14 protein-coding genes are annotated in these 14,118 nt (G+C 63.3%); 3 read left to right on the top strand and 11 right to left on the bottom strand.

The genetic code is table 11. The features are described 5' to 3' along the window. Window positions 1-26: 26 nt before the first annotated feature. Window positions 27-896, top strand: a complete 870-nt coding sequence (locus tag CSAL_RS02310) for an SMP-30/gluconolactonase/LRE family protein (protein ID WP_011505761.1) — start codon at window positions 27-29, stop codon at window positions 894-896. A 61-nt stretch (window positions 897-957) separates the two neighbouring features. On the opposite strand, the gene hmpA is transcribed toward CSAL_RS02310, so the two are convergent. Further along, window positions 958-2,139 (bottom strand): NO-inducible flavohemoprotein, encoded by a 1,182-nt coding sequence (hmpA, locus tag CSAL_RS02305; RefSeq protein WP_011505760.1) that lies wholly within the window; start codon window positions 2,137-2,139, stop codon window positions 958-960. A 251-nt stretch (window positions 2,140-2,390) separates the two neighbouring features. Here hmpA and norR point away from each other — a divergent pair, with 251 nt between their 5' ends. Then, window positions 2,391-3,959, top strand: a complete 1,569-nt coding sequence (gene norR, locus CSAL_RS02300; RefSeq protein WP_011505759.1) for a nitric oxide reductase transcriptional regulator NorR — start codon at window positions 2,391-2,393, stop codon at window positions 3,957-3,959. A 9-nt stretch (window positions 3,960-3,968) separates the two neighbouring features. On the opposite strand, the gene CSAL_RS02295 is transcribed toward norR, so the two are convergent. Next, window positions 3,969-4,535, bottom strand: a complete 567-nt coding sequence (locus CSAL_RS02295) for a single-stranded DNA-binding protein (protein WP_011505758.1) — start codon at window positions 4,533-4,535, stop codon at window positions 3,969-3,971. A gap of 33 nt (window positions 4,536-4,568) precedes the next feature. Continuing rightward, the gene (locus tag CSAL_RS02290; protein ID WP_011505757.1) at window positions 4,569-5,951 is read right to left on the bottom strand and encodes an MFS transporter; all 1,383 of its coding nucleotides are present in this window, start codon (window positions 5,949-5,951) and stop codon (window positions 4,569-4,571) included. 244 nt (window positions 5,952-6,195) lie between these two features. Here CSAL_RS02290 and uvrA point away from each other — a divergent pair, with 244 nt between their 5' ends. Continuing rightward, entirely contained in the window at window positions 6,196-9,069 is a 2,874-nt protein-coding gene (uvrA, locus tag CSAL_RS02285) for an excinuclease ABC subunit UvrA (protein ID WP_011505756.1), read from the top strand. Between the two features lie 83 nt (window positions 9,070-9,152). On the opposite strand, the gene rplQ is transcribed toward uvrA, so the two are convergent. From rplQ to rplO, 8 genes are all read right to left on the bottom strand, one after another. Next, window positions 9,153-9,536 (bottom strand): 50S ribosomal protein L17, encoded by a 384-nt coding sequence (gene rplQ, locus CSAL_RS02280; RefSeq protein WP_011505755.1) that lies wholly within the window; start codon window positions 9,534-9,536, stop codon window positions 9,153-9,155. 39 nt (window positions 9,537-9,575) lie between these two features. After that, window positions 9,576-10,577 (bottom strand): DNA-directed RNA polymerase subunit alpha, encoded by a 1,002-nt coding sequence (locus CSAL_RS02275; RefSeq protein ID WP_011505754.1) that lies wholly within the window; start codon window positions 10,575-10,577, stop codon window positions 9,576-9,578. A gap of 91 nt (window positions 10,578-10,668) precedes the next feature. Continuing rightward, complete coding sequence (rpsD, locus tag CSAL_RS02270) at window positions 10,669-11,289, bottom strand: 30S ribosomal protein S4 (RefSeq protein WP_011505753.1); 621 nt, start codon at window positions 11,287-11,289, stop codon at window positions 10,669-10,671. A 12-nt stretch (window positions 11,290-11,301) separates the two neighbouring features. Then, window positions 11,302-11,688: a 30S ribosomal protein S11 gene (gene rpsK, locus CSAL_RS02265; protein ID WP_011505752.1), complete on the bottom strand. Its 387-nt coding sequence runs from the start codon at window positions 11,686-11,688 to the stop codon at window positions 11,302-11,304. A 39-nt stretch (window positions 11,689-11,727) separates the two neighbouring features. Then, complete coding sequence (gene rpsM / locus CSAL_RS02260; protein WP_011505751.1) at window positions 11,728-12,084, bottom strand: 30S ribosomal protein S13; 357 nt, start codon at window positions 12,082-12,084, stop codon at window positions 11,728-11,730. Window positions 12,085-12,207: 123 nt separating this feature from the next. Next, window positions 12,208-12,321 (bottom strand): 50S ribosomal protein L36, encoded by a 114-nt coding sequence (rpmJ, locus tag CSAL_RS17100; protein ID WP_072824384.1) that lies wholly within the window; start codon window positions 12,319-12,321, stop codon window positions 12,208-12,210. 31 nt (window positions 12,322-12,352) lie between these two features. Further along, a complete protein-coding gene (secY, locus tag CSAL_RS02255; protein ID WP_011505749.1) occupies window positions 12,353-13,684 on the bottom strand; it encodes a preprotein translocase subunit SecY in 1,332 nt (443 codons plus the stop codon). Beyond that, the gene (gene rplO, locus CSAL_RS02250) at window positions 13,684-14,118 is read right to left on the bottom strand and encodes a 50S ribosomal protein L15 (protein WP_011505748.1); all 435 of its coding nucleotides are present in this window, start codon (window positions 14,116-14,118) and stop codon (window positions 13,684-13,686) included. Before rplO ends, secY begins: the two co-directional genes overlap by 1 nt.

Genomic DNA, 14,118 nt, shown 5'->3' with positions numbered 1-14,118 from the left:
TCGAGACATGACAAGGAGAACGCTCCATGACACTCGCCGTGCGCCAAGCGTGGAATGGCCGCGCTCAACTGGGTGAAGGCCCGCTCTGGTCCAGCGAACTGCAGGCCCTGGTATTCGTCGACATCCTCGGCGCCCGGCTGATGGCCTACATGCCCGACGACGACACCACGCACTGCTGGTCGCTCGAGGAAGCCTGCTGCTGGCTGGCCCCCCACCATGACGGCGGCTTCGTCGCCGGCCTGCGCTCGCGCCTGGTCCGCCTGCAACTGGATGAAGGCGGCCCACACGTGCTCGAGACCCTGGCGCATCCGGTCGCCGATCGCCCCGGACAACGCCTCAACGACGGCAAGGCCGATCCGGAAGGACGTCTATGGTTCGGCACCATGGATGACGCGGAACGCCACGCCAGCGGCGCCCTCTGGCGATTCGATGCCGGCGGCCTGCAGACACTCGACACGCCCTATACCGTGACCAACGGCCCCGCGATCAGCCCGGACGGCCAGACGCTGTACCATACGGACAGCCCCGCGCGCACCGTGTATGCCTTCACACGGCACACCGACGGCACCCTGAGCGACAAGCGGGTGCATCTGCGCTTCGGCGAGGCGGACGGCTATCCCGATGGCATGACCTGCGACACCGAGGGCGGCCTGTGGATCGCCCACTGGGACGGCGGCCGCGTGACACGCTTCCGGCCTGACGGCACGCGCGACCGGCACATCGAGGTGCCTGCCTCGCGCGTGACCTGCTGCACCTTCGGCGGCGACGACCTGTCACGCCTGTATGTTACCACCGCAGCCGTGGGCCGCGATAACGAACCCAAGGCAGGCTCACTGTTCGTGACCGAACCCGGCCTGCGTGGCATGCCTCCGTGCGCGTATCGTCCCGCGCCCTGAGACACTCGCCACCATGCAAAACGCCACGCCGGCTGGCGTGGCGTTCAGGAGCGCGGCCTTCTCAGGCGGCGCTGTCCAACGGCTCGGCGGGCCCGAAGAACTCATGATGCCGCCGGCTGGCCGCGACACCGAGCGCGCTCAGCGCAGCCTCCATGTTGCGCATGAACCCCGCCGGCCCGACCAGGTAGCACTGGGCGTCGCGCGGCAGATAGCGCGACAGCAGGTTGGCGTCCACATGACCGCCGTGCGTCGGTGCATCTTCCGCCCGTGGCTGCGAATATACGGTGATCACCTCCAGCAACGCCGGGTAATCCGCCTCGAGTCGCGCCAGTTCATCCGCGAAGGCATGCACCGCCCCATCGCGCGCGGCGTGCAGATAGGCCACCCGGCGCCCGGCGGCGAGCGCCTGCCGTGCCAGCGGCACCATCGGGGTCTGGCCGACGCCCGCGCTGATCAACATCACCGGCGATGTGCCCTCGTCCAGCGTCAGATGGCCGGCCGGCGGCAACAGCTCCAGCGTATCGCCCTCGGCCAGGCGATCATGGAAATGGCGGCTGACCTTGCCCCCCTCCTCGCGCTTGATGGATACGCGGTAGGTCTTCCCGTCGGGCGAGGCTGACAGGCTATAGTGGCGATGCACGATCTCGCCGTCGATCGTCAGCTTGAAGCCGATGTATTGCCCAGGGCGATGCGCGGCGACGGGGCCGCCGTCCACCGGCGCCAGCACGAAGGAGGTGATCACGGCGCTTTCGGGGCGCTTGGCGGCGATACGGAAGGTCCGCGTACCTTCCCAGCCCCCCGGCTGCGCGGCGAAGTCGCGATAGCGGCGGGCTTCCTTCTCGATCAGCAAGCCCGCCAGTTCCTCGTATAGCGCCCCCCAGGCATCGGCGACCTCGTCCGTCACCGCATCGCCCAACACCTCGCCGATCGCCGCCATCAGGCATTCGCCGACGATCGGATAGTGCTCGGGCCGTATGCCCAGCGAGACATGCTTGTCGACGATGATGCCCAACACTTCGTCGAGGCGCTGCGGCGTGTGGCGCAGCTGGACATAGCCGACGACGGCGCCCGCCAGGGCCCGGGGCTGTCCGCCCGTATGCTGATGAGTGGCGTTGAACAGCGTCTTCACTTCCGGATAGCGCGCGAACATCAGCGGATAGAAGCGCTGCGCGATGGCCTCGATGTGTTCGGCGACGACGGGCGTGGTGGCAGCAATGACGGATTCCTGGGCGGATGTAAGCATGACGACTCCTTGGATAAAGGTTCTGCACAAGATGCATTCCCTCTATCGCAAGCAGAGTGCCAAGCTGGCCCGGCGCGCCGCCACCGCGACATCGTGCCACGCCTTCGCCTTGCAGGCCTTGTCACAGGCGGGCTCATGTCCTGTCCACTCCGTCGCTGCCCGCCACCTCGGCTTGCCCCGGGCACGACAGATGTCAGAATGACATCGACAAAGCCTGTCCATGTGACACTATTCACCGAAAGAGTGTGAAAATGACAGCGTTTCTGCATACCCTGCGCGACTTGCTCGCCGACCTCAGCGCCGGCCATTCTCGCGACCCGCTCCCTGAACGCTGGGCCCGGCTCCTGGCGGCACTGGTCGGCAGCTACCCTGCCGATGCCAGCACGCTGATGGTCGCGCATGACGACGGCCTGCAGCCCGTCGCGGTGCTCGGGCTCGACGACGAGGTCCGCGGCCGGCGTTTCGCCCTGGACGCACACCCGCGCCTGGCTGCGATCGCCGCCCATCCCGGCGTGTGCCGCTTCCCTCTCGACTCGACGCTGCCCGATCCCTTCGATGGACTGCTCGATGACGCCTCGAGTCACGTGCACGACTGCATGGGGGTCGCCCTGCGCGACGGTGACCGCCTGCTCGGCATGCTGACGCTGGACGCACTGACGCCCGGTTGCCTGGCCGCCATCGATGACGACGAATTGCTCGCCGCGGCAGGCCTGATGGCGACCTGCCTGCGGCTCGCCCAGCAGCTCAGCGACACCCGCTCGCGTCTCAACCAGGCGCTCGACCAGACCTTCGATCATGACGCGCCTCGACACAGCGAGCCGGCCTGGCACAGTCCCGCCATGCGACAACTGGACGAGAGCCTGGCGCTGGTCGCGCCGACCGACATGAGCGTATTGCTCCACGGGGAGACGGGGGTCGGCAAGGAGCGGCTCGCCCGGCGAGTGCATGCGCTTTCCTCGCGCCGCAAAGGACCGCTGGTACGCGTCAACTGCGCGGCTCTGCCCGAGGCTCTGATCGAGAGCGAACTTTTCGGGCATCGGCGCGGCGCGTTTTCCGGTGCCGTACGCGATCATCGCGGCCACTTCGCCATGGCTCACGAAGGCACACTGATGCTCGATGAAATCGGGGAATTGCCGTTGACCATGCAGCCCAAGCTGTTACGCGTGCTGCAGGAGGGGGAGATTCAGCCGCTGGGCAGCGAAACGCCCCAGCGCGTCAACGTGCGGGTCATCGCGGTCACCAACCGTGCGCTCGACCAGGAGGTCGCCGCCGGACGCTTTCGGAAAGACCTCTATCACCGCCTGAGCGTCTTCCCCTTGCGTGTGCCGCCACTCTGCGAGCGTCGCGACGACGTGCTGTTGCTGGCCGGGGGCTTTCTGGAGGACAACCGCATCCGCCTGGGGGTCGCCAACCTGCGCCTGGAGCCCGAGGCCGAGCGCGCCCTGCTGGCCTGGCACTGGCCAGGCAACATCCGCGAGCTGGAGCATACGCTGGGGCGTGCCGCGCTGCGCGCCTTCGGCGAGCGCCCCCGAGATACACGGCACGCGCGCCGCGATGCCGTGGTTCGCATCGCCACGCACCACCTGGAGCTGCCTTCGAGCGAGGCACCGATACCGCGTCCGGCGGACGCGAACGTCGTCACCTCGACCGAGGCAGCCCCTTCCATGCCATTACGCGAGGCAGTCGAGGCCTTCCAGCGTCAGCATATCGCCCGCGCGCTGGACACACACGACGGCAACTGGGCCGCCACCGCCCGTGCCTTGCGCACCGACAGCGGCAACCTGCATCGCCTGGCCAAACGCCTGGGACTCAAACACTAGACGATCGACTCAGAACGGAATCTCGTCGTCAAAGTCATCGAAGTTGCCCGGATTGGGAGCGCCATAATTGTCCTGCTGCCCGCCCTGTTGCGGCGGCTGCTGCTGGGGACGCTGCTGCGGCGGCGGACCGCCCTGAGGCTGACCGTAGCCGCCTCCCTGCTGGGGCGCGCCACCGGGCTGGCCCATGCCTTGCTGAGGCGCGCCTTGCGAGGGCTGGGCGTAGTCGCCTCCCTGTCCACTGCGCGAATCGAGCATCTGCATGTCATTGGCGACGATTTCGGTGGAATAGCGATCCTGACCGTCCTGCCCCTGCCACTTGCGCGTCTGCAGGCGGCCTTCGATATAGATGCGCGAGCCTTTCTTCACGTACTGCTGGGCGATTTCCGCCAGCTTGTTGAACATCACCACCGTGTGCCATTCGGTACGCTCCTGACGCTGACCGCTCTGGCGGTCGGTCCACGAGTCGGTGGTCGCGATACGCAGATTGCATACCGGGTTGCCGGAGGGAAGAAAGCGAACTTCCGGGTCCTGACCGAGGTTGCCGATCAGAATGACCTTGTTGACGCCGCGAGCCATGTGAGTCTCCTTGAAATAGTTAAGCGCCCGTCGTCAGGCGCGCTTGTGATCCGGTTCGGTACCCAGAACGCGGGCCAGCGCCTCCGCGTCCAGCCGCTGCCGGTCGACCTTGAGGTAGGCGACACGCTCGTCGGGCACTACCATGACATCCTCGACACCGGCCACGGCGGCGAAGCGGTCCATCAGTGTATCCACTGTGCCCAGGGAGCGCTCGTCCAGGGCGACGATCTCGCTCGAGAGATGGCGGGGTGCCGGCATCTTCCAGACAATCGCCAACCATACCGCACCCAGCAGGGCGGCGCCCAGAAAGACGGCACTCAGCCCGTAGTGCTGCGAGAGGAAACCGCCCGCGGTGCCGCCCAGGAACGCCCCCAGGAACTGGCTGGTGGAGTACACGCCCATCGCCGTGCCCTTGGCACCCGCCGGTGCCAGCTTGCTGATCATCGACGGCAGCGTCGCCTCGAGCAGGTTGAATGCCACGAAGAAGCCCCAGAGAAGGGCAAACAGGCTCCAGCGGCCGTCGGAAAACTCCACCAGCCCGGCCAGACAGAGGGTCAGCCAGGCCACTGCCCCGAGAAAGATGGGTTTCATCTTGCGGTATTTCTCGGCCACGATCACCAGCGGAACCATGCCCACGAAGGCCAGTGCCATGATCGGCAAATAGACCCAGCCATGGTGTGCCGGGGCGATGCCCAGGGCTTCCAGCCGGAAGGGCACGGCCACGAAGCAGGCGGTGAGAATGGCATGCAGTGCGAAAATCGAGAAATCCAGCCGCAGCAGATCATGCCGCGCGAGCATCGCGCGCAACTGCGTGCGATCGAGTCCGACGTCACGGTGTGCCATCAAGCGTGGCGCCCGCGGCACCAGACGCCACAGCACCAGCAGACCGACCACCGCCAGCACGGCCGTGAACCAGAACACGCCGGCCAGGCCGAAAGGGTCGGCGACCAGGGGACCCACGACCATCGCCACGCCGAAGGCGATACCGATGGACAGCCCGATGGTCGCCATCGCCGCCGTGCGGACTTCCTCCCGCGTCTGGTCGGCGAGCAACGCCATGATCGCACCGGCGACCGCGCCGCTGCCTTGCAGACAGCGGCCGGCGATGACCCAGCCGATCGAGGTCGCCTGCGCCGCGATCACGCTGCCCAGCAGAAACAGGAGCAATCCCACGCTGATGATGAGCTTGCGGCCGAAGCGATCCGACATGAGCCCGAAGGGAATCTGCAGAATCGCCTGCGTCAGACCGTAACCGCCCAACGCCATGCCCACCAGCAGGGGCGTGGCGCCATCCAGGTCCTCGGCATAGACCGCCAGGACCGGTAATACCATGAACAGACCGAGCATGCGCGTGGCGTATAAGCTGGCGAGGCCGAAAATGGCGCGCCGCTCGGTACGAAGTAGAGATGAAGACATGATTGAGTCGCGTCGTTGAGGAAAAGAAACGTTCGATACCGAAATCGGTCCGAAGGGCTCGCAGGAGCGGACCGTGACGAACAGACAAGCCGGCGCATCGCGAGTGGGGAGGCGCCTTTCATGCGCATTTTACCGACTGCGTCCCCGTCAAGGAAAGGACGCGCTTTGCCCGGACTCCGTTGCACGCTCTATAATCGATCCTTTGACCGCGCCACCGCCACGGCGCAACCGGCACGAGGTGGGCATGGACAGAATTCTGGTCAGGGGTGCGCGCACCCACAACTTGCAGAACATCGACGTCGAACTTCCGCGTAACAAGCTGATCGTCGTGACCGGCTTGTCCGGCTCCGGCAAATCGTCGTTGGCCTTCGACACCCTCTACGCCGAGGGACAACGGCGCTACGTGGAATCGCTCTCCACTTACGCCCGCCAATTCCTGTCGATGATGGAAAAGCCCGATGTCGACCACATCGAAGGGCTGTCGCCGGCGATTTCCATCGAACAGAAGTCGACCTCGCACAACCCGCGCTCGACCGTGGGCACGATCACCGAGATCTACGACTATCTTCGCCTGCTCTACGCACGCGCCGGGACGCCGCGCTGTCCCGAGCACGGCATCGACCTCGAGGCACAGACCGTCTCGCAAATGGTCGACCAGGTGCTGGCGCTGCCCGAGGGCAGCAAGCTGATGTTGCTGGCACCGGTGGTCAGCGGGCGCAAGGGCGAGCACCAGCAACTGCTGACCGAGCTGCGCGCTCAGGGTTATGTCCGCGCCATGGTCGATGGCCAGGCCGTCGAGCTCGACGAGCTCGGACCGCTCGAGAAGAACAAGAAGCACGACATCAGCGTGGTGGTCGACCGCGTCAAGGTCCGCGACGGACTCGCTCAGCGTCTTGCCGAGTCCTTCGAGACCGCGCTCGGTCTGGCCGACGGTATCGCCGTCGTCCATGACATGGACGGCGAACGCGACGACATCGTGTTCTCGGCACGCTTCGCCTGCCCGGTATGCGGCTATTCAATCGCCGAGCTCGAGCCGCGGCTGTTCTCGTTCAACAATCCCGCCGGCGCCTGCCCGACCTGCGACGGCCTCGGCGTGCGTCAGTACTTCGATCCCGACAAGCTGATCAGCCATCCCGAACTGTCTCTGGCGGAAGGTGCCATCAAGGGCTGGGACCGGCGCAGCGTGTATTACTTCAACCAGCTGCAGGCAGTCGCCGAGCATTATCGCTTCAAGCTCGAGACCCCATGGCAGGATCTCGCGCGGCACGAGCGCGAGGTGGTGCTGCGCGGCAGCGGTCATGACCAGATCACCTTCAGCTACGTCAACGACCGGGGCCGCAAGGTCACCCGCGAGCATGCTTTCGAGGGTGTCCTGCCCAACATGGAACGGCGCTATCGCGAAACCGAATCGAGCATGGTGCGCGAAGACCTGGCCAAGTACCTGGCCGTGCAGCCCTGTCCCTCCTGCGAGGGGACTCGGTTGCGCAAGGAGGCGCGCCATGTCTATGTCGACGGCCGCCCGCTGCCCGAGGTGGCACACCTGCCGATCGGCGAAGCCTGGCAGTATTTCGCGACACTCGAGCTGTCGGGACGCAAGGGCGAGATCGCCGTCAAGATCGTGCACGAGATCCACTCACGGCTGGAATTCCTGGTCAATGTGGGGCTCGACTACCTGACCCTGGAACGCAGTGCCGACACCCTGTCGGGGGGCGAAGCCCAGCGCATTCGCCTGGCCAGTCAGATCGGTGCGGGCCTGGTCGGGGTCATGTACATTCTCGACGAGCCGTCCATCGGTCTTCATCAGCGCGATAACGACCGCCTGCTCAAGACGCTCGAACGCCTGCGCGACCTGGGCAACACGGTCATCGTCGTCGAGCACGACGAAGACGCCATCCGTGCCGCCGACCATGTGCTCGACATCGGGCCCGGGGCCGGCGTGCACGGAGGACGCATCGTCGCACAGGGCACGCCCCAGCAGATCGAGCAGAGCGAGGAATCGCTGACAGGCCAGTACCTCTCCGACCAGCGGCGCATCGAGATCCCGCCCCATCGGATCCCGGGCAATCCGGAAAAGATGCTGCGACTCACCGGCGCCAACGGCAACAACCTGCAGAACGTGACGCTCGAACTGCCCCTGGGGCTGTTCGTCTGCGTCACCGGCGTGTCGGGCTCGGGCAAGTCGACACTGATCAACTCCACGTTGATGCCGGTAGCCACCCGCGAACTCAATCGCGCCACGTCACTGACACCCGCCCCCTACCGGCACATCGAGGGGCTGGATCTACTCGACAAGGTCATCGACATCGACCAGAGTCCGATCGGGCGCACGCCGCGGTCCAACCCGGCCACCTATACCGGCATCTTCACGCCCATACGCGAGCTCTTCGCTGGCACCCAGGAAGCACGCTCGCGCGGCTACAAGCCGGGGCGTTTCAGCTTCAACGTCAAGGGCGGGCGCTGCGAAGCCTGCCAGGGCGAGGGCATGATCAAGGTCGAGATGCACTTCCTGCCCGACATCTACGTGCCCTGCGACGTGTGCCAGGGAAAACGCTACAACCGCGAGACGCTGGAGATCCACTACAAGGGCAAGAACATCCACGAGGTACTCGAGATGACCATCGAGGAGGCCCTGGAATTCTTCAGCCCGGTCCCGGCGATCGCCCGGCGCCTGCAGACGTTGATGGATGTGGGCTTGTCCTACGTTCGCCTTGGGCAGAGCGCGACCACGCTTTCCGGCGGCGAAGCGCAGCGCGTCAAGCTCGCCCGCGAGCTCGCCAAGCGCGACACCGGCAAGACGCTCTACATTCTCGACGAGCCCACTACCGGGCTGCATTTCGAGGATATTCGGCAACTGCTGGGGGTCCTGCACCGCCTGCGCGACCATGGCAATACCGTCGTCGTCATCGAACACAACCTCGATGTCATCAAGACGGCGGACTGGTTGATCGACCTTGGCCCCGAGGGAGGCTCAGGCGGTGGCCGCATCATTGCCGAGGGCACTCCGGAACAGGTGGCCAAGCTCGAGCAGTCCCACACCGGGCGCTTTCTCAAGCCCTTGCTGGACAAGCGCACGGCGCCAGCGAACAAGGCACGCACCCCAAGCACGCTCGAGACCTGAACGCTGCACGCTTTCGACAGGCATAAAAAAACCGGCCCATGGGGCCGGTTTTCTCGTGCCGAGATGGCAAAGCCTGGCGAAGATTACTCTTCGGCGGCTTCTTCGACGACCGGACGGTCGACCAGCTCGACATAAGCCATCGGCGCATTGTCACCAGCGCGGAAGCCGCACTTGAGAATACGCACATAGCCGCCCGGACGCTCGACGTAACGCGGGCCCAGCTCATTGAAGAGCTTGCCGACCGCTTCCTTCGAGCGGGTACGGTTGAAGGCCAGACGGCGGTTGGCGACGCTGTCCTGCTTGGCCAGGGTGATCAGCGGCTCGATATGACGACGCAGTTCCTTGGCCTTGGGCAGGGTAGTCTTGATGACTTCGTGCTCGACCAGCGACACGCACATGTTCTTGAACATGGCATGGCGATGCGAGCTCGTACGATTGAGGTGACGACCACTCTTACGATGACGCATGGTTGAAATTCCTTACCAAACTGGGACTCGAGTCGGCTCTCACGCAGAGGCCTTGTCGTCCTTCAGGCTCGCCGGCGGCCAATTTTCCAGCCGCATGCCGAGGGAAAGACCGCGCGCTGCCAGAACGTCCTTGATTTCATTCAAGGATTTCTTGCCGAGGTTCGGGGTCTTCAACAGCTCCACTTCGGTACGCTGAATCAGATCACCGATATAATAGATATTCTCGGCCTTCAGGCAGTTGGCGCTGCGGACGGTCAACTCGAGATCGTCTACGGGGCGCAGCAGAATCGGATCGATCTGATCCTCTTCTTCTTCGACTTCCTGTTCCTTATCGGCTTCGAGGTCGACGAACGCGGCCAGCTGCTCTTGGAGGATGGTCGCACTGCGGCGAATCGCTTCTTCCGGGTCCAGGGTGCCGTCGGTTTCCAAGTCGATAATCAGCTTATCGAGGTCGGTACGCTGCTCGACACGCGCGGCTTCCACGGAGTAGGACACACGACGTACCGGGCTGAAGGTCGCATCCAACTGGAGGCGGCCGATCGCACGCGATTCGTCTTCCTCGGAAGCACGGGTATCCGCCGGCTCGTAGCCACGACCGCGAACCACCTTGAGCTGCATTTTCAGCTCGCCGCTGTCGTTGAGGTGCGCGATGACGTGATCCGGGTTGACGATTTCGACGTCATGATCGACGGCGATATCGCCAGCGGTGACCACGCTCGGCCCCTGCTTGCTCAGCGCCAGAACCACCTCGTCACGGTTACCGTGCATCTTGACGGCAACGTCCTTGAGGTTCAGGAGAATCTCGATGACGTCCTCTTGGACGCCCTCGATGGCGCTGTACTCGTGCAGAACGCCCTCAATCTCCGCTTCCACAACGGCGCAACCGGGCATGGAAGACAGCAGGATGCGACGCAGAGCATTCCCCAGGGTATGGCCGAAACCACGCTCGAACGGCTCGAGCACGATCTTCGCATGATTCGCGTTGATCTCTTCGACCTTGATGTCGCGAGGACGGAGAAACTCTGTCACTGAACGCTGCATAAGAACACCTTTCAGGCTGCCAAACGGATACTCGGTACTCGAAACCAGGCCCTGGCATGGAGCCTGGCGGCATCGCGCAATGGCTGCACGATTACTTCGAGTACAGCTCGACGATCAGGTTTTCGTTGATGTCGGCAGACAGGTCGCCGCGTTCCGGGACAGCCTTGAAAGTGCCTTCCATCTTCTTGGAGTCGACGTCGATCCAAGCCACATCGCCACGGTTGGCGGCGATCCCCAGGGCATTTTGAATACGCGCCTGGTTCTTGGCCTTTTCACGAACGGACACCACGTCACCGGGCTTGACCTGATAGGAAGCCACGTTGACGGTACGGCCATTCACGGCAATTGCCTTGTGGCTGACCAGCTGACGCGCTTCGGAGCGCGTTGAGCCGAAGCCCATACGGTAGACGACATTGTCCAGTCGGGATTCGAGAAGCTGCAGCAACAACTCACCGGTCGCGCCCTTGAGACGAGCGGCTTCCTTGTAGTAGTTGCGGAACTGCTTCTCGAGTACGCCATACATGCGGCGCACTTTCTGCTTCTCGCGAAGCTGCAAGCCGTAGTCGGAAAGACGCTGACGGCGCTGGCCGTGGACACCCGGGATCTGCTCGGATTTGCACTTTTTCTCGAAGGGAGTGACACCGCTCTTCAGGAAGAGGTCGGTGCCTTCACGACGAGACAGTTTGCACTTCGGTCCAATATAACGTGCCATGAATCTGTCTCCTTAAACGCGGCGTTTCTTCGGCGGACGGCAGCCGTTATGGGGAACGGGCGTCGCGTCGGTGATGCTCTGCACACGGAAACCCGCGGCATTGAGCGCACGCACGGCGGATTCACGGCCGGGACCGGGGCCCTTGACCAGCACGTCGACGTTTTTCACACCATACTCGGCTGCAGCGGTCGCTGCACGTTCACTTGCCACTTGAGCAGCGAACGGGGTGCTCTTGCGAGAACCACGAAAACCCGAACCACCGGCAGTCGCCCAGGAAAGGGCGTTGCCCTGGCGGTCTGTGATCGTCACGATCGTGTTGTTAAAAGAGGCATGGATGTGGGCAACCGCATCCACTACCTGCTTTTTCACCTTTTTACGGTTACTACGCGGGTTAGCCATGTTGATGTCTATTCCTGTCTTAACGCCAGAACGTGCGTGTTATTTGCGAATCGGCTTACGCGGACCCTTGCGGGTACGCGCGTTGGTCTTGGTACGCTGACCACGCAGCGGAAGACCACGACGATGGCGCAGACCACGATAGCAACCCAGGTCCATGAGACGCTTGATGTTCAGCGTCGTGTCACGGCGAAGGTCGCCTTCAACGGTATACTTGCCGACTTCGTTACGCAGGGTATCCACCTCTTCGGCGGAGAGATCCTGTACTTTCGCGGTCGGCGCGATGCCGGTAGCGGCGCAGATTTCCTGCGCACGTGTGCGGCCAATCCCGAAGATGTAGGTCAGCGAGATCGCCGCATGCTTGTTGTCCGGGATATTGACGCCTGCAATACGGGCCATCAGCTTACTCCGAATGTTGAGCGGCTTGCTCGTTTAGTCGTCCATAAAGGGCGCAATAGCATACCCCTTTGTCTCCGGGGAGACAAGGGGTACACCTACACCCGCTTTTAATTCAGCGCGGGCTCAGCCCTGACGCTGTTTATGCCGCGGCTCGGTACAGATGACACGAATCGCGCCATTGCGCCGAATGATCTTGCAGTTACGGCACATTTTCTTGACGGAAGCTCGAACTTTCATCGTTCTCTCCAAAAAACCTAGCGGGGCTCGTTTAGCGCAGGATGCCGCCGCTGCCATAGCCTTTCAGGTTGGACTTTTTCATCACCGACTCATACTGATTGGACATCAGGTGCGACTGCACCTGGGCCATGAAGTCCATGACCACCACCACGACGATGAGCAATGAAGTGCCGCCGAAATAGAAGGGCACTTGCCATGCCACCACGAGGAACTGAGGCATCAGGGAGACTGCAGTGATGTACAAGGCGCCGAAAAGCGTCAGACGCGTCATGACCTTATCGACATAGCGGGCCGTCTGCTCGCCCGGGCGAATACCCGGCAGGAATGCACCTGACTTCTTGAGGTTGTCGGCCACATCCTTGGGGTTGAAGACCAACGCCGTGTAAAAGAAGCAGAAGAATAGCACCGCCGCGGCGAAAAGCAAGATGTACAACGGCTGACCCGGCCCCATCGCCTGGGAAACCGTCTGCAACCAGGCCATGTTCTGGCCTTCACCGACCCATTGGCCAATGGACGCGGGGAACAGCAGAATGCTGGAAGCGAAGATCGGCGGAATGACGCCGGCCATGTTCACCTTCAGCGGCAGATAGCTGCTCTGCCCGGCATACATCTTGTTGCCTACCTGACGACGCGGATAGTTCACCGTGATGCGACGCTGACCGCGCTCGATGAAGACCACGAAGGCCACGGTAGCGATCCCAAGCACTGCCAACGCCAGCAGCGGCAGGATATTCCAGGCCCCATCGTTGCGCGCCAGTGTAAACGACTGGCCGATGGCGCTGGGCAGGCCTGCGACGATACCCGCGAAGATAATAAGGGAAATGCCGTTGCCAATCCCCTTCTCGGTGATCTGCTCGCCCAGCCACATGAGGAACACGGCACCCGCGACGAACGTCACGATTGCGGTGAAGTAGAAGCTGAGATCGCCACTATAGGCGACACCCTGTCCGACCAGACCGACTGCCATGCCGGTCGCCTGGATCAATGCCAGCACCACCGTGCCGTAGCGCGTATACTGGTTGATCTTGCGCCGGCCAGCCTCACCTTCCTTCTTCAGCTGTTCCAGCTGAGGCGAGACCGCCGTCAGGAGCTGCATGATGATCGACGCGGAGATGTAAGGCATGATCCCCAGCGCGAAAATACTCATGCGCGACAGCGCACCACCCGAGAACATGTTGAACATGCCCAGGATGGTGCCCTGATTTTCCCTGAACAAGGCAGCGAGCTGGTCAGGATTGATGCCAGGCACCGGGATATGGGCACCGATGCGGTACACCACGATGGCGATGAACACGAAACGCAGACGCGCCCAAAGTTCACTCAGACCACTTCCACTGGCCGGCATGTTTCCTGACTTAGCCATTAGTCCTCTACCTTGCCACCGGCAGCTGCGATCGCGTCACGGGCACCCTTGGTGACCTTGAGACCACGGACCGTGACTGCTTTGTTCAGTTCACCGGAGAGAATCACCTTCGCGTACTGGGTGTTGTCCTTGAGCACGTTGGCCTTCTTCAGGCTTTCCAGGTCGACGATCTCGCCATCGACCTTGGCCAGCTCGGCCAGACGCACTTCTTCGGACACCAGTGACTTGGCGGAGGTAAAGCCGTACTTCGGCAGACGACGCTGCAACGGCATCTGACCGCCTTCGAAACCTGGCTTCACTGACCCACCGGAACGTGACTTCTGGCCTTTGTGGCCACGGCCACCGGTCTTGCCCAGACCGGAGCCGATACCACGACCGACGCGTTTCTCAGCGTGCTTGGAGCCCGGTGCCGGGCTCAGGTTATTGAGTTTCAT

Source organism: Chromohalobacter israelensis DSM 3043 (assembly GCF_000055785.1).
Lineage (GTDB): Bacteria > Pseudomonadota > Gammaproteobacteria > Pseudomonadales > Halomonadaceae > Chromohalobacter > Chromohalobacter israelensis.
The sequence above is the reverse complement of the archived record's forward strand: the minus strand, read 5'-3'. Positions and strand labels throughout refer to the sequence as shown.

Bases quoted from the DNA above. Each gene is read 5' to 3' on its own strand.
- CSAL_RS02310 (WP_011505761.1), top strand. From the start codon at position 27: ATGACACTCGCCGTGCGCCAAGCGTGGAATGGCCGCGCTCAACTGGGT.
- hmpA (WP_011505760.1), bottom strand. From the start codon at position 2,139: ATGCTTACATCCGCCCAGGAATCCGTCATTGCTGCCACCACGCCCGTC.
- norR (WP_011505759.1), top strand. From the start codon at position 2,391: ATGACAGCGTTTCTGCATACCCTGCGCGACTTGCTCGCCGACCTCAGC.
- CSAL_RS02295 (WP_011505758.1), bottom strand. From the start codon at position 4,535: ATGGCTCGCGGCGTCAACAAGGTCATTCTGATCGGCAACCTCGGTCAG.
- CSAL_RS02290 (WP_011505757.1), bottom strand. From the start codon at position 5,951: ATGTCTTCATCTCTACTTCGTACCGAGCGGCGCGCCATTTTCGGCCTC.
- uvrA (WP_011505756.1), top strand. From the start codon at position 6,196: ATGGACAGAATTCTGGTCAGGGGTGCGCGCACCCACAACTTGCAGAAC.
- rplQ (WP_011505755.1), bottom strand. From the start codon at position 9,536: ATGCGTCATCGTAAGAGTGGTCGTCACCTCAATCGTACGAGCTCGCAT.
- CSAL_RS02275 (WP_011505754.1), bottom strand. From the start codon at position 10,577: ATGCAGCGTTCAGTGACAGAGTTTCTCCGTCCTCGCGACATCAAGGTC.
- rpsD (WP_011505753.1), bottom strand. From the start codon at position 11,289: ATGGCACGTTATATTGGACCGAAGTGCAAACTGTCTCGTCGTGAAGGC.
- rpsK (WP_011505752.1), bottom strand. From the start codon at position 11,688: ATGGCTAACCCGCGTAGTAACCGTAAAAAGGTGAAAAAGCAGGTAGTG.
- rpsM (WP_011505751.1), bottom strand. From the start codon at position 12,084: ATGGCCCGTATTGCAGGCGTCAATATCCCGGACAACAAGCATGCGGCG.
- rpmJ (WP_072824384.1), bottom strand. From the start codon at position 12,321: ATGAAAGTTCGAGCTTCCGTCAAGAAAATGTGCCGTAACTGCAAGATC.
- secY (WP_011505749.1), bottom strand. From the start codon at position 13,684: ATGGCTAAGTCAGGAAACATGCCGGCCAGTGGAAGTGGTCTGAGTGAA.
- rplO (WP_011505748.1), bottom strand. From the start codon at position 14,118: ATGAAACTCAATAACCTGAGCCCGGCACCGGGCTCCAAGCACGCTGAG.